General features: G+C 66.0%; 22 protein-coding genes. 9 read left to right on the forward strand and 13 right to left on the reverse strand.

Annotated features, from left to right (window positions below; genetic code table 11):
• Nucleotides 1-886 (reverse strand): Calx-beta domain-containing protein (locus QQK25_RS16895; protein WP_284188982.1); only part of this gene is annotated, 886 nt, incomplete at its 3' end.
• Nucleotides 887-1,089: 203 nt separating this feature from the next.
• On the opposite strand from QQK25_RS16895, the gene purT reads away from it, so the two are divergent.
• Complete coding sequence (gene purT, locus QQK25_RS16900; protein ID WP_284188983.1) at nucleotides 1,090-2,304, forward strand: formate-dependent phosphoribosylglycinamide formyltransferase; 1,215 nt, start codon at nucleotides 1,090-1,092, stop codon at nucleotides 2,302-2,304.
• A 77-nt stretch (nucleotides 2,305-2,381) separates the two neighbouring features.
• Complete coding sequence (locus QQK25_RS16905) at nucleotides 2,382-3,230, forward strand: fumarylacetoacetate hydrolase family protein (protein ID WP_284188984.1); 849 nt, start codon at nucleotides 2,382-2,384, stop codon at nucleotides 3,228-3,230.
• A gap of 712 nt (nucleotides 3,231-3,942) precedes the next feature.
• Here QQK25_RS16905 and QQK25_RS16910 read toward each other — a convergent pair.
• Entirely contained in the window at nucleotides 3,943-5,799 is a 1,857-nt protein-coding gene (locus QQK25_RS16910; RefSeq protein WP_284188985.1) for a phosphoenolpyruvate carboxykinase (GTP), read from the reverse strand.
• Nucleotides 5,800-6,109: 310 nt separating this feature from the next.
• Here QQK25_RS16910 and QQK25_RS16915 point away from each other — a divergent pair, with 310 nt between their 5' ends.
• The 3 genes from QQK25_RS16915 to pbpG all read left to right on the forward strand — a co-directional run bounded on the left by QQK25_RS16915 (nucleotide 6,110) and on the right by pbpG (nucleotide 10,930).
• Nucleotides 6,110-8,377, forward strand: coding sequence for an NADP-dependent malic enzyme (locus tag QQK25_RS16915; RefSeq protein ID WP_284188986.1), 2,268 nt, complete (start codon nucleotides 6,110-6,112; stop codon nucleotides 8,375-8,377).
• 72 nt (nucleotides 8,378-8,449) lie between these two features.
• Nucleotides 8,450-9,589, forward strand: a complete 1,140-nt coding sequence (locus QQK25_RS16920; RefSeq protein ID WP_284188987.1) for a patatin-like phospholipase family protein — start codon at nucleotides 8,450-8,452, stop codon at nucleotides 9,587-9,589.
• A gap of 258 nt (nucleotides 9,590-9,847) precedes the next feature.
• Complete coding sequence (gene pbpG, locus QQK25_RS16925) at nucleotides 9,848-10,930, forward strand: D-alanyl-D-alanine endopeptidase (RefSeq protein WP_284188988.1); 1,083 nt, start codon at nucleotides 9,848-9,850, stop codon at nucleotides 10,928-10,930.
• Nucleotides 10,931-11,003: 73 nt separating this feature from the next.
• Here pbpG and QQK25_RS16930 read toward each other — a convergent pair whose 3' ends face one another.
• The 8 genes from QQK25_RS16930 to pmbA all read right to left on the reverse strand — a co-directional run bounded on the left by QQK25_RS16930 (nucleotide 11,004) and on the right by pmbA (nucleotide 18,718).
• Entirely contained in the window at nucleotides 11,004-11,732 is a 729-nt protein-coding gene (locus QQK25_RS16930) for an IclR family transcriptional regulator (protein ID WP_284189003.1), read from the reverse strand.
• Between the two features lie 138 nt (nucleotides 11,733-11,870).
• Entirely contained in the window at nucleotides 11,871-12,602 is a 732-nt protein-coding gene (locus tag QQK25_RS16935) for a queuosine precursor transporter (protein ID WP_284188989.1), read from the reverse strand.
• A gap of 10 nt (nucleotides 12,603-12,612) precedes the next feature.
• A complete protein-coding gene (locus QQK25_RS16940) occupies nucleotides 12,613-13,554 on the reverse strand; it encodes a nucleoside recognition family protein (protein WP_153159838.1) in 942 nt (313 codons plus the stop codon).
• 87 nt (nucleotides 13,555-13,641) lie between these two features.
• Nucleotides 13,642-14,379, reverse strand: coding sequence for an LrgB family protein (locus QQK25_RS16945; RefSeq protein WP_284188990.1), 738 nt, complete (start codon nucleotides 14,377-14,379; stop codon nucleotides 13,642-13,644).
• Nucleotides 14,376-14,732 carry a CidA/LrgA family protein gene (locus tag QQK25_RS16950; RefSeq protein WP_153159836.1) on the reverse strand — a complete coding sequence of 119 codons (357 nt, stop codon included), beginning with the start codon at nucleotides 14,730-14,732 and terminating at the stop codon, nucleotides 14,376-14,378. Before QQK25_RS16950 ends, QQK25_RS16945 begins: the two co-directional genes overlap by 4 nt.
• 217 nt (nucleotides 14,733-14,949) lie before the next feature.
• Entirely contained in the window at nucleotides 14,950-16,056 is a 1,107-nt protein-coding gene (locus QQK25_RS16955) for a TRAP transporter substrate-binding protein (protein ID WP_284188991.1), read from the reverse strand.
• Nucleotides 16,057-16,220: 164 nt separating this feature from the next.
• Nucleotides 16,221-17,324, reverse strand: coding sequence for a TRAP transporter substrate-binding protein (locus QQK25_RS16960; protein WP_153159833.1), 1,104 nt, complete (start codon nucleotides 17,322-17,324; stop codon nucleotides 16,221-16,223).
• Nucleotides 17,325-17,377: 53 nt separating this feature from the next.
• Nucleotides 17,378-18,718 (reverse strand): metalloprotease PmbA, encoded by a 1,341-nt coding sequence (pmbA, locus tag QQK25_RS16965; RefSeq protein ID WP_284188992.1) that lies wholly within the window; start codon nucleotides 18,716-18,718, stop codon nucleotides 17,378-17,380.
• Nucleotides 18,719-18,786: 68 nt separating this feature from the next.
• Between pmbA and yjgA the strand changes: the two genes are divergently transcribed.
• Nucleotides 18,787-19,341 (forward strand): ribosome biogenesis factor YjgA, encoded by a 555-nt coding sequence (gene yjgA / locus QQK25_RS16970; RefSeq protein ID WP_284188993.1) that lies wholly within the window; start codon nucleotides 18,787-18,789, stop codon nucleotides 19,339-19,341.
• On the forward strand, nucleotides 19,338-19,925 hold the full coding sequence (gene mog / locus QQK25_RS16975) for a molybdopterin adenylyltransferase (protein ID WP_284188994.1): 588 nt from the start codon (nucleotides 19,338-19,340) through the stop codon (nucleotides 19,923-19,925). Before yjgA ends, mog begins: the two co-directional genes overlap by 4 nt.
• Nucleotides 19,926-19,933: 8 nt before the next feature.
• Here the strand turns inward: mog and QQK25_RS16980 are convergent, their stop codons facing one another.
• The 3 genes from QQK25_RS16980 to msrP are packed head-to-tail and all read right to left on the reverse strand — an operon-like array spanning nucleotide 19,934 to nucleotide 22,220.
• Nucleotides 19,934-20,557 carry a DUF1294 domain-containing protein gene (locus QQK25_RS16980; protein WP_284188995.1) on the reverse strand — a complete coding sequence of 208 codons (624 nt, stop codon included), beginning with the start codon at nucleotides 20,555-20,557 and terminating at the stop codon, nucleotides 19,934-19,936.
• A 58-nt stretch (nucleotides 20,558-20,615) separates the two neighbouring features.
• The gene (gene msrQ / locus QQK25_RS16985; protein ID WP_284188996.1) at nucleotides 20,616-21,293 is read right to left on the reverse strand and encodes a protein-methionine-sulfoxide reductase heme-binding subunit MsrQ; all 678 of its coding nucleotides are present in this window, start codon (nucleotides 21,291-21,293) and stop codon (nucleotides 20,616-20,618) included.
• 6 nt (nucleotides 21,294-21,299) lie between these two features.
• Nucleotides 21,300-22,220: a protein-methionine-sulfoxide reductase catalytic subunit MsrP gene (gene msrP, locus QQK25_RS16990; protein WP_284188997.1), complete on the reverse strand. Its 921-nt coding sequence runs from the start codon at nucleotides 22,218-22,220 to the stop codon at nucleotides 21,300-21,302.
• Nucleotides 22,221-22,557: 337 nt separating this feature from the next.
• Here msrP and surE point away from each other — a divergent pair, with 337 nt between their 5' ends.
• Nucleotides 22,558-23,301, forward strand: a complete 744-nt coding sequence (surE, locus tag QQK25_RS16995) for a 5'/3'-nucleotidase SurE (RefSeq protein ID WP_153159827.1) — start codon at nucleotides 22,558-22,560, stop codon at nucleotides 23,299-23,301.
• The gene (locus QQK25_RS17000) at nucleotides 23,298-23,957 is read left to right on the forward strand and encodes a protein-L-isoaspartate(D-aspartate) O-methyltransferase (RefSeq protein WP_284188998.1); all 660 of its coding nucleotides are present in this window, start codon (nucleotides 23,298-23,300) and stop codon (nucleotides 23,955-23,957) included. The genes surE and QQK25_RS17000 overlap by 4 nt, the downstream gene beginning before the upstream one ends.
• The last annotated feature ends 4 nt before the right edge of the window (nucleotides 23,958-23,961 follow it).

Genomic DNA, 23,961 nt, shown 5'->3' on the forward strand with positions numbered 1-23,961 from the left:
CGCCGGAGGTGGGGCCGGAGAAATCGGCGGCGTTGAGGGTGGCGGAACCTTCGACGACGCTCCAGCCCACGCTGGAGGCGATGCCGGTGTTGCCGCTGCGGGTAACCGTGAAGGTGAAGGGCGTCGTGCCGCTGTTGCCCTCGGCCTTGCTGGCGCTGGTGGCGGCGATGGCGAGGGTGGGCAGGGTGTCGTCGTTGCGGATGGTGCCCAGCGCCGCGGCGGTGCCGAGGGTGGCGCCGGTGGGGGCCGAGAGGACCACCTTGAAGTCTTCGTCGGCCTCGATCTGGATGTCGCTGGCCACGTTGATGGTGATGAGCTTTGCGGTTTCGCCCGCGGCAAACGTGAGGGTGCCGCCCGGGAGCACGCCACCGGTGAAGTCGGCGGCGCTGGCGGAGCCGCCGGCCACCGCCCAGTTGACCGTGCTGCCGCCGACGGTGCTGCCGCTGCGGGTGACGGTGAAGGTGAAGGCCGTGCTGCCGCTGTTGCCTTCGGCCTGGCTGGCGGAAGTGGCGGCGATGCTGAGCACGGGCACGGTTGCCGCCGTGGTGGCCGAGATCACGTAGTTGCCGGTGGCGGCGCCATAGCCTTGGGCCGACAGGAAGTAGCTGCCGGACTGGGTGGCGGTGAAGCTCAGGGCCGAGTTGAGGGTGCCGCCGGCGTCGTCGTTCCAGGCGAGCTGGCGGCCGCTGGCGTCGAGCAGGCGCAGCAGCGGATCGCCCACGCCGCCGAAGGTGAGCGTGTCAAGGCGGAAGGTGTAGGCCGTCCCCGCCGTCAGGCTGACTTTCCACCAGTCCTGATCTCCTGCGGTTTCGATGGAACTGATACCGCCGAGGCCGTTGATGGCGAGCGTGGCGGTGGAGCTGATGGAGCCCAGGATGTCGGCCATGATTTTCTCTTCCGGAATGGTGAATGTCCTAAATTATCCCGGTAGTCATGATGAATTGTTAGTCATTTTGGCTTTATTGAGTTACCCGAAGTGGGTTTGGCGGATGCTGGGGCGTCGGTCGGTCTGGCGCGGCCTTGTCGGTGCAGGCCCCGGTGCTATGATCGGCGCCCTCTCTTCCCACACTTTTTTACCCGGAGCGCCCCATGAAATTCGGCACCCCTCTCTCCCCGTCCGCCCTGCGCGTGATGCTTCTCGGCTCCGGCGAGCTGGGCAAGGAAGTCCTGATCGCGCTGCAGCGCCTGGGCGTCGAGACCATTGCGGTGGATCGTTACCCCAACGCCCCTGGCCATCAGGTGGCCCATCGCGCCCACGTGATCCCGATGACCGATGGCGCCGCGCTGCGGGCGCTGGTGGAGCAGGAGAAGCCCCACCTGATCGTGCCGGAGATCGAGGCCATCGCCACCGACATGCTCGAGAGAATCGAGGCCGAAGGGCTGGCGACGGTGATCCCCACCGCCCGCGCCGCGCGTCTTACGATGAACCGCGAGGGCATCCGCCGCCTGGCGGCCGAAGAGCTGGGCCTCGCCACCTCGCCCTATCGCTTTGCCGATTCCCTGGCCGAGCTGCAGGCCGCCATCGACGGCAGCGACGGCCAGCCGGCCATCGGCTACCCGTGCATCGTGAAGCCGGTGATGTCTTCGTCCGGCAAGGGGCAGTCGCTGCTCAAGGGGCCGGACGACGTGCAGAAGGCGTGGGACTACGCCGCCGCCGGCGGACGCGTCAATCAGGGGCGGGTGATCGTCGAAGGCTTCATCGATTTCGACTACGAGATCACCCTGCTCACCGTGCGCGCCAACGATGCGAGCGGCGCGGTGCAGACCTACTTCTGCGACCCCATCGGCCATGTGCAGGTGTCGGGCGACTACGTTGAATCTTGGCAGCCCCAGGCGATGAGCCCGAAGGCGCTGGAGCGCGCCCGGGAGATCGCCGGCGCCGTCACCGGCAACCTGGGCGGGCGCGGGTTGTTCGGCGTCGAGCTTTTTGTTAAGGGCGACATGGTGTGGTTCTCGGAAGTCAGCCCGCGCCCCCACGACACCGGCCTCGTCACCCTGTGCTCCCAGCGATTCTCGGAGTTCGAGCTCCACGCCCGCGCCATCCTTGGCCTGCCGGTGGATGTGAGCCTCGCCGAACCCGGTGCGTCGGCGGTGATCTATGGTGGTATGGAGGCGGCGGGCATCGCCTTCGAAGGCGTGGCCGATGCGCTGGCCGTGCCGCGTACCGACATCCGCCTGTTCGGCAAGCCCGAGGCTTTCGTGAAACGCCGCATGGGCGTGGTGGTGGCCAATGGTGCCGACACCGACGAAGCCCGCAGCCGCGCCAAGCTGGCCGCCGGCAAGGTTCGTCCGGTTCAGGGCTGAGGCCGGCACGGGGGAGGGCCGCCCGCCTTCCCCCACAATAACAAGGCCGCGGGGCGGCCCGATGAAGGAGACACGCCATGAAACTGCTGCGCTACGGCCCGGTGGGCCAGGAGAAACCCGGTCTGCTGGATGCGGAAGGCACCCTCCGCGACCTTTCCGGCCTCATCGACGACATCACCCCGAGGCGCCTTGCGCCGGACGCCCTGGCCGTGCTGGCCGCGGTCGATCCGGCACGGCTGCCGGCGGTTCCGGGCACCCCTCGCCTGGGTGTGCCCTGGAACGGCACGCCCAAGTATGTGGCCATCGGCCTCAACTACCACGACCACGCGGTCGAGTCGAACATGCCGGTGCCCGTCGAGCCGGTGATCTTTCCCAAGTGGACCAGCTGCCTGTGCGGCGCCAACGACGACATCATCCATCCGCCCGAATCCACCCAGATGGACTGGGAGGTGGAGCTGGGCATCGTGATCGGCAGCCGGGCCCGCAAGGTTTCCGAGGCTGAAGCGCTCGACCACGTGGCGGGCTACGTGCTGGCCAACGACGTGTCGGCCCGCGACTGGCAGCTCCAGCGCAGCGGCGGCCAGTGGGGCAAGGGCAAGGGCTTCGACACTTTCGGCCCGGTGGGGCCGTGGCTGGTGACGAAGGATGAAGTGCCCGATCCGCAGAAGCTCGACCTGTGGCTGGATGTGAACGGCCAGCGCAAGCAGACCGGCACCACGAGCCTGATGATCTTCTCCTGCGCCCAGGTGGTGGCGTATCTGAGCCGCATCATGACCCTCGAGCCCGGCGACCTCGTCATCACCGGCACGCCGCCCGGCGTCGGCATGGGATTCAAGCCGCCCCAGTTCCTCAAGGTGGGCGATGTGGTGGAGCTGGGCATCACCGGCCTGGGCAGCCAGCGCCAGCGCATCGTGGCGGGCGACTGATCCTGCGCAACGGCGAGGCCTGGCTTCGATCCGGCCTCGCACCACCCTGACCTTTCCTGCGGGCGGGGCTAGATCCTCCATCTGTTCATTCCGTTTTTGCCGGCGCTGGCGGCCTGGTGCTGGCCGTGTGGCAGGTGCTTTCGGGCGTGGTTTGTCGGACTGAAGTCCGACCTACAGGGGAATCTCATCTGCCGGGCCTTGCCACGCCGCTGCCAGCCTGGCTTCGAACCCCATCTACGCCGTAGGTTGGACTTCAGTCCAACATTCCCTGGCCCTGATTCATTCTTGTCCATGAAAAGCCATCTTGGCGGATGGAGAAAGATGCCTGCAGCGCGCGAATTGTCGATGCGCGTTGCCGAAACGGCGTTTCATCGCGCGCATCGTCGATTCATCGTCTGAAACTGCGTTGCGCGGGGCGTAGGGATCGTTTCGGCGCGTGAAACCGACTTTCTTGCCATGGAAACGTCGATTCACGGCCTGAATTGACGTTTCTCGGCCTGAAACGCCCTTTCAGCGAGAAAAGTGCGTTTCTTGCGGCGTAATGAGGAAAAGTCGGGGCAGGAATGGCAGGGGGGGGCGCTGAGCTTTGTCGCTTGCCGGATACGGGCAGCGGGAGATGGCGGCGAGCGCCACCGGGCCCGCACAAACAAAAAGCGCCGGTTGCCCGGCGCTTTTGTGTACAGCAGTGGCAGCCTTGCGGCTGCCGGCGGCTTTAGACCGACATGGCCAGCTCGAACAGTTCGCGCTTGAGCATGAACTGCTTGGGCAGGCGATCCGACAGCTTGTCGAACCATTCCTTGTGGCCAGCCAGTTCAGACTTCCACGCTTCCGCGTCGATCTTGACGAGGGCGTTGAACTCTTCCTTGGTGACGTCGGAGCCGGTCCAGTCGATGTCTTCGTACTGGGGCATCCAGCCGAGGGCATTTTCCTGGGCGGCAACGCGGCCGCGGACGCGGTCGACGATCCACTTCAGGACGCGCATGTTCTCGCCGAAGCCCGGCCACATGAACTCACCCTTCTCGTTCATGCGGAACCAGTTGACGCAGAAGATGCCCGGGGCCTGATCCACGGTGTGACCCATCTTCAGCCAGTGGTTGAAGTAGTCACCCATGTGGTAGCCGCAGAACGGCAGCATGGCGAACGGATCGCGACGGACCACGCCCTGGGCGCCGAAGGCGGCAGCGGTGGTTTCGGAGCCGAGGGTGGCCGCCATGTAGACGCCGTAGTTCCAGTTGAAGGCCTGGTACACCAGCGGCACGGTGGTGGCACGACGGCCGCCGAAGATGAAGGCGGAGATCGGCACGCCGGCGGGATCTTCCCAGGCCGGGTCGATGGACGGGCACTGGCTGGCCGGGGCGGTGAAGCGGGAGTTCGGGTGCGCAGCCTTGCGGCCGGTTTCCTTGGCCAGCTCCGGGGTCCAGTCCTTGCCCTGCCAGTCGATCAGGTGAGCCGGGGCTTCCTTGGTCAGGCCTTCCCACCACACGTCGCCATCGTCGGTCAGCGCGACGTTGGTGAAGATGATGTTTTCCTTGAGGGTGGCCAGGGCGTTGTAGTTGGTCTTCTCGGAGGTGCCGGGGGCGACGCCGAAGAAGCCCGCTTCCGGGTTGATCGCGTAGAAGCGGGTGGTGCCGTCGGCTTCCTTGCGCGGCTTGATCCAGGCGATGTCGTCGCCGACGGTGGAGATCTTCCAGCCATCGAAGGACTTCGGCGGGATCAGCATCGCGAAGTTGGTCTTGCCGCAGGCAGACGGGAAGGCGGCGGCGACGTAGGTCTTCTCGCCGGTGGGGCTTTCCACGCCGAGGATCAGCATGTGTTCGGCCAGCCAGCCTTCGTCACGGGCCATGTTGGAGGCGATGCGCAGGGCGAAGCACTTCTTGCCCAGCAGCGCGTTGCCACCGTAACCGGAACCGTAGGACCAGATCTCACGGGTTTCGGGGTAGTGAACGATGTACTTGGTGGTCGGGTTGCACGGCCAGGACGAATCCTTCTCGCCGTGGCCCAGCGGGGCGCCAACGGTGTGGACGCAGGGCACGAACTCGCCATTGGTGCCGAGGACGTCATAGACGGCCTTGCCCATGCGGGTCATGGTGCGCATGTTGGTGACCACGTACGGGCTGTCGGAGATCTCGACGCCGATGTGGGCGATCGGGGAGCCGAGCGGACCCATGGAGAACGGGATCACGTACATGGTGCGACCGTGCATGCAGCCCGTGAACAGTTCGTTCAGGGTCTTGCGCATCTTGGCCGGGTCTTCCCAGTTGTTGGTCGGGCCGGCATCGTCCTTGTTGGCCGAGCAGATGTAGGTGCGGTCTTCGACACGCGCCACATCGGAAGGGTCGGAACAGGCGAGGTAGGAGTTCTTGCGCTTTTCCGGGTTCAGCTTGATCAGCATCCCGGCTTCGACCATTTCGGCGCAGAGGCGGTCGTATTCTTCTTCAGAGCCATCACACCAGACGACGCGGTCGGGCTGGGTGAGGGTGGCGATCTCGGCGACCCACTGCTTGAGTTTCTGGTTTTTGACGTAGTCGGGCGCGGCGGCGATGGCGGCTTCGGCAATGCTTTGAGACATCTGACGATTCTCCAGGACGTTACGGATTGCGTTGTTTCATGTGCCGGCTCGGGAGTCCGCCGGCTGGGCGATCGCGTCTTTTGGCCACCAGGGCTCGGCGCGTATTATTGGCTTGATCGTCTTGGGCCGGAGTAGGCCCAATCAGGAATTACCCCGGATAAGCTAGCCTATAATTATGCCACGGTTCATCGATCGACGTCATTCGCGCGTCACGTCCAAATGCTGTGGATGTCACGAATAGCCTCAATGAATCCGTGCTCCCATCATGGGCGTACGAACCCATAAACACACCACCTGGAGAGACAACAGCATGGATGAACGCATTCGTCAGGCCGCCCTGGAATACCACCGCTATCCGCGCCCCGGCAAGATTTCGATCGCCCCCACCAAGGCCCTGACCAACCAGCAGGATTTGTCGCTGGCCTACTCCCCGGGCGTTGCCGCTGCCTGCGACGCCATCGTCGAAGATCCGGCCGAGGCCGCCAACCTCACCTCCCGCAGCAACCTGATCGGCGTCGTCACCAACGGCACCGCGGTGCTCGGCCTCGGCAACATCGGCCCGCTGGCCGCCAAGCCGGTGATGGAAGGCAAGGGCGTGCTGTTCAAGAAGTTCGCCGGCATCGACGTGTTCGACCTGGAGATCGACGAACCCGACGCCGACAAGCTGATCGACATGATCGCCGCGCTGGAGCCGACCTTCGGCGGCATCAACCTTGAAGACATCAAGGCGCCGGAGTGCTTCTACATCGAGAGCAAGCTGCGCGAGCGGATGAAGATCCCGGTCTTCCACGATGACCAGCACGGCACCGCCATCGTGGTGGGCGCGGCGCTGCTCAACGGCCTGCACCTGCTGGGCAAGGATCTCTCCAAGGTCAAGCTGGTCACCTCCGGCGCGGGCGCCGCGGCGCTGGCCTGCCTGGATCTGCTGGTGATGCTGGGCGTGCCGGTGTCCAACATCTGGGTGACCGACATCGAAGGCGTGGTCTTTGAAGGCCGCACCAAGCTGATGGACCCGATCAAGGCGCGCTACGCCAAGGTGACCGACGCCCGCACCCTGGGCGAGGTGATCGAAGGTGCGGACGTCTTCCTGGGCCTGTCGGCCGGCGGCGTGCTGAAGCCCGAGATGGTCGCCAAGATGGCCGCCAACCCGCTGATCATGGCGCTCGCCAACCCGACGCCGGAAATCCTGCCCGAAGAAGTGAAGAAGGTGCGCAGCGACGCGCTGATGGCCACCGGCCGTTCGGACTACCCGAACCAGGTGAACAACGTGCTGTGCTTCCCGTTCATCTTCCGGGGCGCGCTCGACGTGGGCGCCACCACCATCACCGACCAGATGAAGCTCGCCGCGGTCAAGGCGATTGCCGAACTGGCCCGCGCCGAAGCCTCCGACATCGTGGCCGCGGCCTACGGCGAGAACGTCTCGGGCTTTGGCCCCGAGTACATCATCCCGAAGCCCTTCGATCCGCGCCTGATCGTCAAGATCGCGCCTGAGGTTGCCCGCGCGGCGATGGAATCCGGCGTGGCGACCCGCCCGATCGCCGACTTCGACGCCTACCGCCAGCAGCTCAACAACTTCGTGTGGCAGTCGGGCCTGGTGATGAAGCCGGTGTTCCAGGCCGCCAAGCGTTCGCCCAAGCGGATCATCTTCTCGGAAGGCGAATCCGAGCGCGTGATGCGCGCCGTTCAGACGGTGGTGGACGAAGGCCTGTGCCGTCCGATCCTGATCGGTCGTCCGGATGTGGTGATCGAGAACATCGACCGCTTTGGCCTGCGCCTGCGCCCCGAGCTGGATTTCGAGCTGGTCAATCCCGAGACCGATCCGCGCTACGACCAGCTGTGGACCCACTACCACTCGCTGATGGAGCGCAAGGGCGTGTCGGTGGATTACGCCAAGCGCGAAGTGCGCCGCCGTCCCACGCTGCTCGGTTCGCTGCTCCTCAAGTTCGGCTACGCCGACGGGATGATCTGCGGCACCTACGGCATGCACGGCCTGCACCTCAAGTTCATCGAGACGGTGCTCGGCCGCCAGAAGGGCGTGCGCAACTTCTACACCATGAACCTGCTGGCGCTGCCGGGCCGCACGGTGTTCCTGTGTGACACCTACGTCAATTACGACCCGACGCCCGAGCAGGTGGTCGAGATGACCCGCCTCGCCGCCGACGAAGTGCGCCGCTTCGGCATCCAGCCGCGCATCGCGCTGCTGTCGCACTCCAGCTTTGGCACCGACAACTCGCCCACCGCCGAGAAGATGCGCAAGGCGCTGGTGATGCTCCACGCCGAGCACGGCGATCTGGAAGTCGAAGGCGAGATGCACGGTGACGCGGCGCTGGATTCGGCGATCCGTCAGCAGATCTTCCCCAACGCCAAGATGAAGGAAGACGCCAACCTGCTGATCTTCCCGACGCTGGACGCGGCCAACATCGCCTTCAACCTGCTCAAGACGGCCGCGGGCGAGGGCATGACCATCGGCCCCATCCTGCTCGGTTCGGCCAAGCCGGTGCACATCCTCACCCCGACCGCCACCGTGCGGCGGATCGTCAACATGACGGCGCTCACCGTCGTCGAAGCGGGTCGCTGATCCGCAACACCGGCTCAGTTCCGGCCGCCGCGTGCCGTTAAGCTTCACAGCAATCGGGTGGAGGGTGACGGCATGACGGACGGCAGGGCTGCGCTGGTGCTCACCGGCGGTGGCGCGCGGGCGGCCTATCAGGTCGGCGCGCTGATCGCCATCCGCGACGTGTGGGGCAAGCGCGCGGAGAACCCCTTTCCGATCATCTGCGGCACCTCGGCGGGCGCGGTGAATGCCGTCGCGCTGGCGGTGTTCTCGGCGAACTTCAACGAGGCAGTGAAGAAGCTCGCCTTCATCTGGCGCAACTTCCACGTCCATCACGTCTATCGCGCCGACACCCTGGCGATCGCCGAATCGGTGACCCGCTGGGGCTCGGCGATGTTTCTCGGGTGGCTGTTCCGCCAGTCGCCGCGCTCCCTGCTCGACAACCAGCCCCTGCGCGAGCTCCTCGAAGCCCAGCTCGATTTCGGCGCCATCGGCCACGCCATCGCCGACGGCCACCTGCAGGCGGTGACCGTGACGGCCTCCGGCTACACCTCGGGCGAGAGTCTGTCGTTCTTTCAGGGCCGCGAGGATCTGCAGCCCTGGCGGCGGGCTCAGCGCGTCGGCGTGCGCACCGACATCAAGGTCGAGCACCTGCTCGCCTCCAGCGCGATCCCCTTTGTGTTTCCGGCGGTGCGGATCAACCGCGAATACTTCGGCGACGGGTCGATGCGCCAGACGGCGCCCATCAGCCCGGTGATCCACCTGGGCGCCGACCGCATCCTGGTGATCGCCGGCGGCCGGCGTTCGGAAGAAGCCCGTCAGCGGACGGACCGCTATCCGTCGCCCGCGCAGGTGGCCGGGCATGCCCTGTCGAGCATCTTTCTGGATGGCCTGTCGATGGATCTGGAGCGGCTCGAGCGGATCAACAGCACCGTGGGCGCCCTTGCGCCAGCCCAGCGCGAGGCGGCCGGGATTGCCCTGCGGCCCATCGAAACCTTTGTGATTGCACCATCGCAGCGTCTGGATTATCTTGCCGCCCGCCATCGCAACGCGCTGCCCCGGGCCCTGAGGCTCGTTTTGAGCGGGATTGGTGCAACGCGAAAGAATGGCTCGGTGTTACTCTCCTACCTTTTGTTCGAGCGCGGGTATACCCGCGCCCTGATGGAGCTGGGTTACCGGGATGCGATGAGTCGGCGTGCCGAGCTCGCCCGCTTCCTGAGGGTGCCCGGGCACTGAAGGCCATCGGCACTTCAGGCTGATCCAGATCGGCCGTCGGTTACAAAAAAAGATTCACAAAAAACTTCAAAAATTTAGAATAAGCCATTATTTTAAATAGAAGTCTGCCGTTAACGGCTTGTCGCCCAAAATGAGGCGTAGCCCGCGGCAGTTTTTCGTCATCGGGTGATGACGAAGCGTACATGCGAGCTTCATCGCGTCGATTTTGTTTGCAGCGGAGGCGTGCCTCCGCTGATGTCTAGATTTGGTTTGAAAACGATGAAAATCCGTCATTCTCTGGTTGCCCTGCTGAGCGTCTTTGCGCTTGGTTCGGTGGTGTCGGTCGATGCTGTTGCTGCAGTGCAGCGCGCATCCGCCAAGAAGGTCGCTGCGCCGGCCAAGTCCGTCGCCAAGGCGGGAAAGCCCGCCAAGGGCGGCAAGATGGCCGCGGCTGCGCCGGCCCGGTCCGGTAACAAGGCCGTCGCCCAGCGCGATCGTGGCCATGCCCGCTTCCACGCTGCTGCACCGGTGGCCCAGCGTGCCGCCTTTGCCCCCGCTGCCTCCGAGATCGACCAGGAAGGCAACCCGCTGCTCCACTCGGCGGCCTTCATGATCGCCGACCAGGCCACCGGCAATGTGTTGCTCGAAAAGAACTCCGACGCCGTGCTGCCGATCGCCTCGATCACCAAGCTGATGACCGCCATGGTCGTGCTGGATGCGCGCCTCAATCTGGGCGAGATCCTCACCATCGGCCAGGAAGACGTGGACACCCTGCGGGGCAGCAGCTCCCACGTGCCCGTTGGCACCGATCTGACCCGCGAAGACATGCTGCGCCTGGCGCTGATGTCGTCCGAGAACCGCGCCGCGTCGTCCCTGGCCCGTCACTACCCGGGCGGCCTGCCGGCCTTCGTGGCAGCCATGAACCGCAAGGCCGCGTCGCTGGGCCTGCGCGAGACCCGTTTCTCCGACAGCACCGGCCTCAACTCCGCCAACGTGTCGAGCGCCCGCGATCTGGTCAAGATGGTGTCCGCCGCGTCGCGCTATCCGCTGATCCGCGAGTTCTCCACCACCGCCAACTACGTGGTGTCGCTCAATGGCCGTCAGCGCCAGTTCAACAACACCAACGCGCTGGTGAGCAGCCCCGACTGGCAGATCGGCGTCTCCAAGACCGGCTTCATCAACGAATCCGGCAAGTGCCTGGTGATGCAGGCCTGGCTGCTCAACAAGCCGATGATCATCGTGCTGCTGGATTCCTTCGGCCGTTTCACCCGCGTGGCGGACGCCCAGCGGGTCAAGCGCTGGCTCGAAAGTGCCGCCGTGCAGCAGAAGGTGGCGGCCAACGGCCGTGGCCCGGCAACCTGACCGGAAAGTTGCATCAAACAAAACGGGCGCCCGATGGCGCCCGTTGTGTTTTGCCTGAGCAACCGATGACGAATCAGCGGTTCGGCGGCATGTAGCCCAGCGCGCGACTGATCTCGTCGGCGGTTTCGCGGATCAGCGGGGCGCGGTCCGGATCGAAGCGCTCGGACGGCGTGGACAGCGACAGGCCGGCGATGAGCTCGCCGCTGTCGTCACGGATGCCGGCGGCGATGCAGCGCACGCCGGTTTCCACCTCGTCCATGTCGAAAGCCACGCCGTGACGGCGCACCTTGTCGAGTTCCTTCTCGAGGCCCTGCAGGGTGGTGATCGAGGTGGCCGTGGACGACGGCAGGCCGGTGCGCTTGGCGTATTCCTTGACCTTCTGGGCGCCGTCCTCGACGAGGAAGAGCTTGCCGGTGGCGGTGGTGTGCAGCGGCGCACGGGCGCCGACGATGTGCACCACCCGCACCGCCGATTTGCCGCTGGAGGTTCGTTCGATGTAGACGATCTCGTCGCCAGCGCGGATGCCCAGGTTGACGCTCTCGCCGGTGGCGGCGTGGAGCTTGAGCATCGCCGACATGGCGGTTTCGCGCAGGGAGATGCGGGATTTGACCAGACTGCCCAGCTCGAGCAGGCGGATGCCGAGGCGATAGACGCCGGCGTCGCTGCGTTCGACAAAGCCGCTGCTGGTCATCGCGCCGAGAATGCGGTGCGCGGTGGACGAGTGCAGCCCGGTTTCGAGGGCGAGCTGCTTGAGCGGCACCGGATCAGGGTGCTCGGCGAGGACGTCGAGCAACTTCATCATGCGCTCGATGACCTGGATGGGATTCTTCGCGGTTTCTGGCGTGGACAAAGCGTTTTCTGCGTGGGTCGTCAGGGATGGCGAATGGTAGCGCAGTCGTGTTGATTTCGCCTAGTGAAATGCTGCGCTGCGAAATCAGGCCTACAGCCGGATCGAGAACGGCGTGAAATCGGTGTTCACGTCGTAGTGGTCCTCATGCTCGGCGCGCTTGAGGAAGGCCACGATCTTGTAGGTGAGCGGGGTGAACAACACCTCGACGGCCACCTTGGAGACGAACTGGGTGAGCATGATCCCCGGCAGCAGCTCGTTGGGAATGAGGCCGGAATTCCAGAAGGCGATGGGGTAGAAGAGCGCCGAATCCACCCCTTCGCCGACGATGGTCGAGCCGATCGTCCGCTGCCAAAGGTGGCGTCCGTTGCTCTTCACCTTCATGCGGGCGAGCACGAAGGAATTGACGAATTCGCCACAGAAAAACGCGCACAGCGACGCTCCGACGATCCGCCAGGTGGAGCCGAAGGCGATCTCGTAGGCGGGCTGGTTCGCCCAGCCGGGGGCGGGCGGGAGCGCCACGATGACGGCGGCCATCACCGAGGCGAAGACCATCGCCGCAAAGCCGGCCCAGATCACCCGCCGGGCGCGGGCGTAGCCATACACCTCGGTGAGCACGTCGCCGAAGATGTACGAGACCGGGAAGAACAGAACTCCGGCGCCGAAGGTGACCGGGCCCCAGCCGGGCAGGTCGAGCTGCGCCGCCTTGGCCGGGCCGATCAGGTTGGAGCACAGATACACCGCCACGAAGGCTGCCATCACGAACTCGTAGTAGCGGTACTGGCGGTTCGGATCAGGCTGGAGGTGGGTGCCGGGGGTGGTCATGGCGGTGGCTTCAGCCGATCAGCAGATGGCCGGCGGCGCGTACCAGGATGCCGACTACCGCGCCGAGGGCGGCGGGCTTCCAGACGTCCGCCACGCGACGGCCGGCGGAGATCAGCACGGCCACGCCTGGGATGTCCAGCGGGTGGATCAGCAGCCCGGCGCTGGCCCCGTTGAGGGTGGCCGCGCTGGCCGTGCCTGCTCGCAGCATCTCGTCCATCACGCCCATCATCGCGGTGCCACCGGCGAGGAACTTGGTGAGCGTGGGCAGGATCAGCGCCGGGTCGGCTCCCACCGCCAGGAGCGCCGGCGACAGCCACAGGGTGAGTGCATCCAGCGCCCCCAGCCGGCGCAGGGCCAGCACCACGGTGAGCGAGAGCACCAGCATCGGGATCGAGCCAACAGCGATCTTGAAGGCTTCGGCGCCGGCCCGGTTGATGACGTCGAGGATGCCCTTGGCGCTGTCGGCCACCGGGTGCTGGAGCGTTTCGTCGAGGGTGTGCTCGGTGGCCGACAGCTGGCGGCCGAACACGTAGTAGGTGGCCGCCGCGGCCACGAGCCCGCCGACCATCGACCAGGCCAGCACGATGCCGAAGTGCAGCCCCATCGCCGCCAGCGGCATCGACACGTTGGCCTGGGCCATGGCCATCACCATCGCCAGGGTGGCGGCCAGGTGCCGGCTGGAGGTGCCGCGCTGGTCCATCATCGCCAGGGTGGCCACCGGCGCGGCGAAGCTGACGAAGTTGATCTGCACGGCGGCGAACACGCCGAGGCCGGTGAGGCCGAAGGGCCGCAGCAGCGGCGCGATGCGGGCCACCGTCCAGTCGAGCACGCCGCGGGCTTCGAGCATGCGCATCAGCGAAAGCATGACGATCATCACCGGCAGCAGCACGAAGAACGACAGCTCGACCGCGGAGCGGCCGGCGCGCAGGATCACATCGATCAGCAAATCCATGGTTGCGGTGCAGCAAAAATGCGACGACCCCGATTATCGGGGCCGTCCGGGAGGCGGGCAAGCAGGGCAGACCCCTATGGCATGGCGTCAGGGCTTGAACAGCCCGGCCACCAGCGGCAGCAGCCAGGGCAGGGTGAGGGCGGTGAACAGGCCGTTGAGGCCCATTGCCAGGGCCGCGAAGGCGCCGGTCTGCTCGCTGATCTGGAAGGCCCGGGCGGTGCCGATGCCGTGGCAGGCGAGGCCCAGCGCGAAGCCGATGCTGGGGTCGTCCTTCACGCCCATCCGGCGCAGGATGCCGTCGGCGAAGATGGCTCCGAAGATGCCGGTGAGGATCACGAACACCGCGGTGAGCGAGGCGAGCCCGCCCAGGCGCTCGGCAACACCCATCGCGATCGGGGTGGTGACCGACTTGGGCGCCAGCGACACCATCGTCGGCGTGCTCGCCCCCAGCAGCGCGCCGATGCCGTAGGCCGACAGGCCGGCCACCAGCGAGCCCACCACCAGGGCGATCAGCAGCGGGCCGCTCATCTCCATCAGCCGCTTGAGCTGGCCGTGGAGCGGCACGGCGAGGGCGACGGTGGTGGGGCCGAGCAGAAAGTGCACGAACTGGGCGCCGTCGAAATAGCGCTGGTAGGGCGTGCCCGTGGCGAGCAGCAGGCTCACCAGCACGGCCACCGAGATGAGCACCGGATTGACCGCCGGATGCCCGCCCGCCTTGCGGTGGAGCAGGATCGCCAGCATGTATACCGCCAGGGTGAGGGTCAGCCACAGGAGCGGCTGGGCCGAGAGGTAAACCCAGATCTCGGTCATGCTTTCGGTGTTCATCGGGTCCCTCCGTTCGCGCGCTTGCGGGTCAGGTAGTGCAGGGTGAGCCCGGTGGCGGCGAGCCCCAGGATCGTGCTGGCGACCAGCGCAATGGCGATGGGCCAGGCCTCGTCGGCCAGCCGGCTGGCGTGGAGCATCACGCCGGTGCCTGCCGGCACGAAGAGCAGCGAGAGGTTCTGCAGCAGGCCGCCGGCGGTTGTGCGCAGGTGTTCATCGGGGCCACGCCGGGCGATGAGATAGACCATCAGCAGGGCCATCCCCAGCACCGGGCCGGGCACCGGCAGATGCAGGGCGACCCGCAGGGTCTCGCCGGCAAGCTGGAAGGCGAGGAGGAGGGCAAAGGCGGCGATCATGAAGGTGCCTTTCTTGAAACGATGCGGAGGAACAGGGCGCCATTATCCGCAAGAGGCGGGTGCGGTGCAGCAATCGCCCGCGTGCGTGTCGGGTTTGACCTGCCGCAGGCGTCGGGAGGTCATCCGCTGGCTGGCGTCGTTGCCGATCGGCTACCGAGCCCCAATAAGAAAAGGGCCGCGATGAACGCGGCCCTTCGATGTCACCGGAACGGCAGACTTACTTCTTGGAAGCCTTGGCAGATGCGCTGCGGGCAGCCTGCATGAAGTTGTCGAAGCGGTTTTCGGCCACCGCGAACCACTGGAGCTGGTCGTCGCGGAATTTCTTCCAGGAGTCGTAGATTTTCTTGAACTTGGCGTTCTTGGCGGCGGTTTCCTCGTAGAGCTCGTTGGCGGCCTTGTAGGCGGCGGCCATGACCTCGTTGGGGAAGGGGCGCAGCTGGGTGCCGGAGCCGACGAGCTGCTTCAGCGCGTTGGGGTTCTTGGCGTCGTAGCGGGCCTGCATTTCGGCGTGGGCGTAGAGGCAGGCGTCTTCCAGGATGGTCTGGTATTCCTTCGGCAGGGAGGCCCACTGCTTCTGGTTCACGTACATGGCGATCTGCGGGCCGCCTTCCCAGAAACCCGGGTAGTAGTAGTACTTGGCGACCTTGTTGAAGCCGAGCTTCTGGTCATCGTACGGGCCGATCCATTCGGCGGCGTCGATGGTGCCTTTTTCGAGGGCCGGGTAGATGTCGCCACCGGGGATCTGCTGGGGCACCACGCCGAGCTTGGCGAGCACCTGGCCAGCGAAGCCACCGCAACGGAACTTGAGGCCGTTGAGATCCTGGACGGTCTTGATCTCCTTGCGGAACCAGCCGCCCATCTGGGCGCCCGTGTTGCCACAGGGGATGTTGTAGATGTTGTAGTCCTTGAAGAACTCACGGAACAGCTCGAGGCCGCCACCGTCCATCATCCAGGCCGTCTGCTGGCGGCTGTTGAGGCCGAAGGGCACGGCGGTTTCGAAGGCGAACGTGGGGTCCTTGCCAATGAAATAGTAGGAGCAGGTGTGGCCGCATTCGACGGTGCCATCCTTGACGGCGTCGAGCACGCCCGGGCCCGGAACGATTTCACCGGCCGCGAAAACCTGGATCTGGAACTTGCCGCCAGTGGCAGCGGCCACCCGCTTGGCGACCACGTCAGCGCCGCCGAAGATGGTGTCGAGACTCTTCGGGAAGCTCGAGGCGAGACGCCACTTGATGGTCGGCAGGTCGGCCGAGAGGGCGGGAGCAGCTACTGCACCGGCCGCGACACCTACGCTGGCCTTCTTCAGAAATGAACGACGTTCCACGTTGTCTCCTTTTTTGAATTGCTACATGGGTGCTCTGATTATTCATGAGCCCTATCGGGCGAGACAGTACGGAAAACCCTATGCTGCCCCGCCGCAAAAAAGCGGTCTCACGGATGATGTCCGGCGCCGGAAAAGCCCCACGCCGGATGGTGCCGCAAAGGATGTCACTTCTTGCCCGGAATGGTGCCGTGGCGCGTGGCCTGCATGAAGTTGTCGAAGCGGTTTTCGGCCACCGCGAACCACTGGAGCTGGTCGTCCCGGAATTTCTTCCAGTGGTCGTAGATCTTCTTGAACTTCGGGTTCTTGGCCGCGGTTTCCTCGTAGAGCTCGTAGGTGACCTTGTAGGCGGCGGCCATCACGTCATTGGGGAAGGGGCGCAGCTGGGTGCCGGAGGCGAGGAGCTGCTTGAGCGCGTGGGGGTTGCGCGCGTCGTAGCGGGCCTGCATCTCGGCGTTGGCGAAGGCGCAGGCGTCCTCGAGGATGGCCTGGTATTCCTTCGGCAGCTCGGCGAACTTCTTGGCGTTGACGTACAGCGACAGCTGGGCGCCGCCTTCCCAGAAGCCCGGGTAGTAGTAGTACTTGGCCACCTTGGAAAAGCCCAGCTTGAGGTCGTCGTAGGGCGCAACCCACTCGGCGGCGTCGATGGTGCCTTTTTCGAGGGACGGGTAGATGTCGGCCGGCGGGATCTGCTGGGGCACCACGCCGAGCCTGGCGAGCACCTGGCCGGCAAAGCCGCCGATGCGGAACTTGAGGCCCTTGAGGTCTTCGATCGACTTGATCTCCTTGCGGAACCAGCCGCCCATCTGGGTGCCGGTGTTGCCGCAGGGGATGTTGTAGATGTTGTAATCCTTGAAGAACTCGCGCAGCAGTTCGAGGCCGCCGCCGTTCATCAGCCAGGCGTTCTGCTGGCGGCTGTTGAGGCCGAAGGGGATGGCGGTGTCGAAGGCCAGCGTGGGGTCCTTGCCGATGTACCAGTACGACGCAGCGTGGCCCATCTCGACGGTGCCGTCCTTCACCGCATCCAGCACGCCGGGGGTCGGGACGATCTCGCCGGCGGCGAAGAGGGAAATCTGGAACTTGCCGCCAGTGGCCGCGGCGACGTGCTTCGAGACCGTTTCGGCGGCGCCGAAGATGGCGTCGACCGTCTTCGGGAAGCCCGAGGCGAGGCGCCACTTGATGGCGGGCAGATCCGCGGCGAGGGCCGGCGCGGCGGCAGCGCCGGCAGCAAGGCCGGCACCCGCCTGTTTAAGGAAAGAACGTCTTTCCATGGTGTTCTCCTCTTTCTTGTTTGGCGATCAGGCGAAAAGTTTGCGTGCCGGCATCAGGCGCCGGCGACGGTCATGCGCTCGACGAGGATCGAGCCGCAGTGTTTGGAACCACGCACCAGCACGTCGGAGCCGATCTCGCGGATGCCCATCAGCATTTCCTTGAGGTTGCCGGCGATGGTGATCTCATGCACGGGGTACTGGATCTTGCCGTTCTCGACCCAGAAACCGGCGGCGCCGCGGGAGTAATCCCCGGTCACGTAATTGACGCCGTGGCCGAGCAGCTCGGTGACGAGCAGGCCCCGGTCCATCTGCTTGACGAGGCCGTCGAGATCATACTGGCCGGGCTTGACCAGCAGGTTGTGGCTGCCGCCGGCGTTGCCGGTGGATTGCATGCCCAGCTTGCGGGCCGAGTAGGTGGACAGGAAGTAGCCCTGCAGCACGCCGTCGATGATGACCTCGCGGTCCTTCGTGGCCACGCCGTCGTCGTCGAAGGGGCTGCTGGCGAAGGCCTTGGCCAGGTGCGGGCGCTCGGAAATCTGGATGTGGCTGGGGAAGACCTGCTTGCCCAGGCTGTCGAGCAGGAAGCTCGACTTGCGGTACAGGGCACCGCCGCTCACGGCGTGCACGAAGGCGCCGATCAGCCCGGCGGCGAGCGGCGCCTCGAACAGCACCGGCACCTCGCAGGTGGGGATCTGGCGGGCGCCCAGGCGGGCCAGGGCGCGGCGGGCGGCGAAGGTGCCGATCTCGTCGGCGTCGGCCAGCTCGGCCGGGTCGCGCTTGCTGGTGTACCAGTCGTCGCGCTGCATGTCGTCGCCTTCGCCGGCGATCACCGAGCACGACAGGTAGTGGCGCGAGCTGGCGTAGCCGCCCATGAAGCCCAGGCTGTTGGCCGAGATGAAGTGGGATTCCTGCATCGACACGCTGGCGCCGTCGGAGTTGCGGATCTCCGGGCTCACCGCAAAGGCGGCGCGCTCGCAGCGGCTGGCGAGCTCGATGGCGTCTTCGGTGGAGAGCTTCCAGGGGTGGTACAGGTCGAAATCGGGGAAGTCCTTGGCCAGCAGGGCTTCGTCGGGCAGCCCGGAGGCGGCGTCGGGCGCGGTGAAGCGGGCAATGGAGACGGCCGCATCCACGGTGGCCTTGAGGGCTTCCTTCGAGAAGTCGGAGGTGCTGGCGTAGCCGCGCTTCTGGCCGTCGTAGATGGTGACGCCGACGCCCTTGTCGCGGTTGTATTCGATGGTGTCCACCTCGTCGCGGCGGACGGTGACGGACTGGCCGAACCCTTCCGACACATCCACCTCGCAGGCGGTCGCGCCGCGCTTCCTGGCGAACTTGAGGATGTCTTCGGCGATGGTCTTGAGGTTGTCCTGACTGAAGCTGAAACGGTTGTCGGCCATGGCTTTGCGGGTAGGGCTGGGGCTAAAGGCTATAATCTTACCCTTCCCGCGCCTTTTTCACCCCCCAGATGGCCAAGCACAAATACAACCCAGACGAAGAATTCGACGGCCCCAGCAAGTCGCAGCTCAAGCGCGACAGCGCCGCCCTGCAGGATCTCGGCCGTGAACTGGCCGAACTCGGCAAGGAGCGCCTCGCCAAGGTGCCCATCGACGAAGACCTGCGTGACGCGGTCAAGGACTACCAGCGCTTCACCGCCCACGAGGCCAAGCGCCGCCAGCTGCAGTACATCGGCAAGCTGATGCGTAGCGTCGACCCCGAGCCGATCCGTGCCGCGCTGGACGCCTTCAAGGGCGTGTCGGCGGTCGAGACCGCCAAGATGCACCGCCTCGAAAACCTGCGCACCAAACTTCTTGAAGACGAGAAGACCCTCCACGGCATCGCCGAAGCCCATCCGGGCGTCGATCTGCAGCAGCTGCGCGTGCTGCGCCGCAACGCGATCAAGGAGAAGGAACAGAACAAGCCGCCGCGGGCTTACCGCGAACTCTTCCGGGTGCTCCGTGAGCTGGAAGAAGGCGGCGTCGAGGCGACGGATTTCGACGACGAAACCGGAGACGAGGAATGAGCGACGTGGTGAAGATCGGCCTGGTGTCCATCAGCGACCGGGCCTCGGGCGGCATCTACGAAGACAAGGGCATTCCGGCCCTGCAGGACTGGCTGAACAAGGCCCTCACCACCCCGTGGGAGCCGGTCACCCGCCTGATCGCCGACGACCAGCCGACCATTGAGGCGACGCTGATCGAGCTGTGCGACGTGGCCGGCTGCCATCTGGTGCTCACCACCGGCGGCACCGGCCCGGCCCTGCGCGACGTGACGCCGGAAGCCACCCTGGCCGTCGCCCACAAGGTGATGCCGGGCTTTGGCGAGCAGATGCGTCAGGTGAGCCTGGCCTTCGTGCCGACCGCGATCCTGTCGCGGCAGGTGGCGGTGATCCGCGGCAGCAGCCTCATCATCAACCTGCCGGGCCAGCCCAAGGCGATCGCCGAAACCCTCGAAGGCCTGAAGGACGCCGACGGCAACCCGAAGGTGCATGGCATCTTCGCGTCGGTGCCGTATTGCATCGATCTCATCGGCGGGCCTTACATCGAGACCCACGACGCGGTGGTGAAGGCCTTCCGGCCCAAGTCGGCGATCCGTCCGAAGGCCTGACGGCGCTTTCAGCCAAGCCCAATCCCGAACCCGGCGCGGAGCGTGGCTGCGCCGGGGGCCGCGAGCAGCCAGCCGACGGCTGCGCAGTTGAGCAGCACCGTCGCCCAGAACACCGCCCGGAACGATTCCTTGCGCGTCTTGTGGCGCAACACCTGCTGGGCGACCACCGCGCCCGGCCAGCCACCGACCAGCGCGCACAGGTGGAGGGTGTTTTCCGGCGTGCGCCAGGCGTCGGTGAGCGCCGCGCGCTTGTCCATCCAGTAGAGCAGAAAGGCCAGCACGCTGGCGCCGGCGTAGAGCCCCAGCAGCGCGCGGGGCGCGAAGCCCTTGAGCGTCGCGCCGATCAGCACGACGCTGAACACGGCCGCCACCAGCGGGGCCGCCTTGCTGTCGCCCCGCGGGGCGCCGCCGCCTTGCCGGGTCTTGCCGACGAAGTCGATCTCGTCGGCCCGCGGCCGGCCTTTGCCATCCACGCCCAGCTCGTAGGTCAGCAGCTCGCCTTCTTCAGGCCGTCGCCCGCCCGCGCGGAACGATTTTGCATGGACGAAGACGCGGCCTCCGCCGCCGTTGGGCGTGATGAAGCCAAAACCCTTGGCGTCGTTCCACTGGGTGAGCCTGCCTTGAAAACGCATGACGGGACTGAGCCGGATGAAATCCTTGCGGACGGGATGCGCATTCTATCCCAGCGGACTATTTCGCGAAGATCCGGATCACCTTTCCCGTAAGCCTGGGCGGCTGGGGCAGATAGCCGCCGGCGAGCTGCTTGCGTCGCTCCTGCTCGCGCCACCAGGCACGGATGCCGAGGAGCGCGGCGGTGATCGCCGTGTAGATCAGCGGCTCGGTGATGTCCTTCTTCACCAGCCACCAGAAATGCACGCAGCCCAGCACCGCGATCGGGTAGATCGCCCGGTGCAGCGCCTGCCAGCGACGCCCCCCGAGCCGGCGGATGGCGGCGTTGGACGACGTTGCGGCCAGCGGCGCCATCAGCACCAGCGCGGCAAAACCGACGGTGATGAAGGGCCGCTTGAGGATGTCCCTGGCGATCGCGTACCAGTCGAAGAACTGATCCAGCCACAGGTAGGTGAGCAGATGCGCTGTGCCATAGGCAAAGGCGAACAGCCCGAGCATCCGGCGCAGGCGCACCACCCAGTGCCAGCCGGTGAGCTTGCGCAGGGGCGTGACGGCCAGGGTGATCAGCAGGAAGCGCAGCGTCCAGTCGCCAGTGCCACGGGTGATGGCCTCGATGGGGTTTGCGCCCAGGGTGTCGAGCTCGAAGCCGCGCCACAAAAGAAAGGCCGGCAGCAGGCAGGCGGCGAAGAGGGCGGCCTTGATGGCGGCGAGGTGGGTGCTGCCAGGATTGATCATCATCGGAAATCAGAAGAAGCGGCGCAGATCCATGCCGCTGTAGAGCGACGCGACCTGGTCGGCGTAGCCGTTGAACATGAGCGTCTTGCGTTTGGTGAACTCGCCGATCCGGCGTTCGGTGGCCTGGCTCCAGCGGGGGTGATCGACCTCCGGATTCACGTTGGCGTAGAAGCCGTATTCCGACGGGCCGGCCTTCATCCAGGCGGTGAGGGGCTGCTTCTCGACGAGGCGGATGGCGACGATCGACTTGCCGCCCTTGAAACCGTATTTCCAGGGCACGACCAGCCGCACCGGCGCGCCATTCTGGACCGGCAGCACCTCGCCGAACAAGCCCACCGCCAGCAACGTGAGCGGATGCCGGGCTTCGTCGAGGCGCAGGCCTTCGAGATAAGGCCAGTCGAGCACGCCGCGGGTCATGGTGGCCTTGTCGTAGTGGCTGACGAACTCCACGTACTTGGCGCTGCCCTGGGGATCGACCTGCTTGAGCAGCGCGGCGAGGGGAAAACCCACCCAGGGGATCACCATCGACCAGCCTTCCACGCAGCGCATCCGGTAGATGCGTTCTTCCAGCGGGACGAGCTTGATGAGCTCCTCGATGCCGAAGCTGCGAGGCTTGTTCACCAGCCCCTCGACCCGCAGCGTCCACGGCGTGGGCTTGAGGCGGAAGGTGTTCTCGGCCGGGTCGGCCTTGTCGGTGCCCAGCTCGTAGAAGTTGTTGTAGGTGGTGACGGCCCGGCGCGAAGTGGGCGGCTCGGTGGTGCTCAGGGGGCTGGCGGCGATCGGGCCGAGGCCGGCGGCGTTCGATGTGATCGGCAGGGCGGAGGCGAGGGCCAGCGTGCCGGCCTGGGCCATGAAGCGGCGGCGGGCGTGATACACCGCCGGATCGGTGATCTCGGACGGCAGGATGTCGTCGGGGCGACGGATCAGCATGATGGGCTCTCGGTGTTGGTGTGCTCGGGTAGACGCGGCGTGGCGCCGGAAATTACAGCACCCGACGATTTTATTTTGTCGCGAGACGCGTTTGTCTTCGGCTGCCGGAAATCGGTTCCCGCGTCATCGATCCGCCATTGTGGCAGCCCCCCGGGCGCCTGATGCGCGGCGCGCCGGTCGGCGGGGTTTGCGCCTAGCAGGTGCCAAGCCGACTCTGCTAAACTCGCTGACTGTTCAAGGTCTGCCGCGCGCTGCCGTCTACCCGGGCTTCATTCTGTTCGGGATACGGGTCTGGCGAGCCTGCATCCATCCTGCCAAGCCTGACTCCGGTTCCTCCATGCGCATTCTGCTCAGTAACGACGACGGTTATTTCGCCCCTGGCCTGCAGGCCCTCGCCGCGGCTCTTGCCGAGGTCGGCAAGATCGATGTGGTGGCCCCGGAGCGCGACCGTAGCGGCGCCAGCAACTCCCTGACCCTCGATCGTCCCCTGTCGTTGCGCAAGGCGGCGAGCGGCTTTCACTATGTGAATGGCACGCCGACCGACTGTGTCCATCTGGCCGTCACCGGCATGCTCGACGAGCTGCCCGACATGGTCGTCTCGGGCATCAACCACGGCGCCAACATGGGCGACGACACCATCTACTCGGGCACCGTGGCCGCGGCCACCGAAGGCTTTCTCCTCGGCGTGCCGGCCATCGCCATCTCGCTGGTGGCCAAGGGTGCGTCGGATTTCAGCGCGGCGGGGCGCATCGCGCGCGAACTGGTCGAGCGCTTCCAGCGCGACCCGGTACGGCAGCCCACGCTGCTCAACGTCAATGTGCCCGATCTGCCCTACGACCAGATCAAGGGCATCCAGGTGACGCGCCTCGGCAAGCGTCACAAGGCCGAGCCGACGATCAAGTCGCTCACCCCGCGCAACGAAACCGTCTATTGGGTGGGTGCCGCCGGCAGCGCCCAGGATGCGGGCGAAGGAACCGATTTCCACGCGGTGGCCAACGGCTACGTGTCCGTCACTCCGCTTCAGATCGATTTGACCCATTACGGGCAGGTTGCCGGCATTCGCGACTGGCTGGGCAAATGACCAGCGAGGTCTTGCGAACGGCCCTCCAGACTGCCCAGCGCTCCCGCGCGCGGATGGTCGAGCGTCTGCGCGAGCAGGGGGTGCGTGACGAGAAGGTGCTGGCGGCGATGATGGCCGTACCGCGTCACCTGTTTGTCGAGGAAGCCCTGGCGACCCGTGCCTACGAAGACACGGCGCTGCCCCTCGGCCTGCAGCAGACCATCTCCCAGCCCTTCGTGGTGGCGCGGATGATCGAGCTGCTGCGCGCCGGCCGCGAACTCGGCAAGACGCTCGAGGTCGGAACCGGCTGTGGCTACCAGGCCGCGGTGCTGTCCCACGTGGCGACCGAGGTGTATTCCGTCGAGCGCCTGCGCCTGCTCCTCGACCGGGCGCGCAACAATCTGCGCCATCTGCGCCTGCCCAACGTCCGCCTGAAACATGCCGACGGTAGCGTCGGCCTGAAGGAAGCCGCGCCCTTCGACACGATCATCGTTGCCGCCGCCGCGCCCAAGGTGCCGCCGGCCCTCACCGAGCAGCTGGCCGAAGGCGGCCGGCTGATCCTGCCGGTGGGCGCCGCCGACCAGAGCCTGGTGCTCATCGAGCGTACGTCCCGCGGCCTCCGAGAAACACGCCTGAGTGCAGTGCGCTTCGTGCCGCTGCTGCCCGGCACAGAATGACTGA

Origin of the sequence: Zoogloea oryzae (genome assembly GCF_030161255.1) — a bacterium.
In the GTDB taxonomy this organism is placed as follows: domain Bacteria; phylum Pseudomonadota; class Gammaproteobacteria; order Burkholderiales; family Rhodocyclaceae; genus Zoogloea; species Zoogloea oryzae.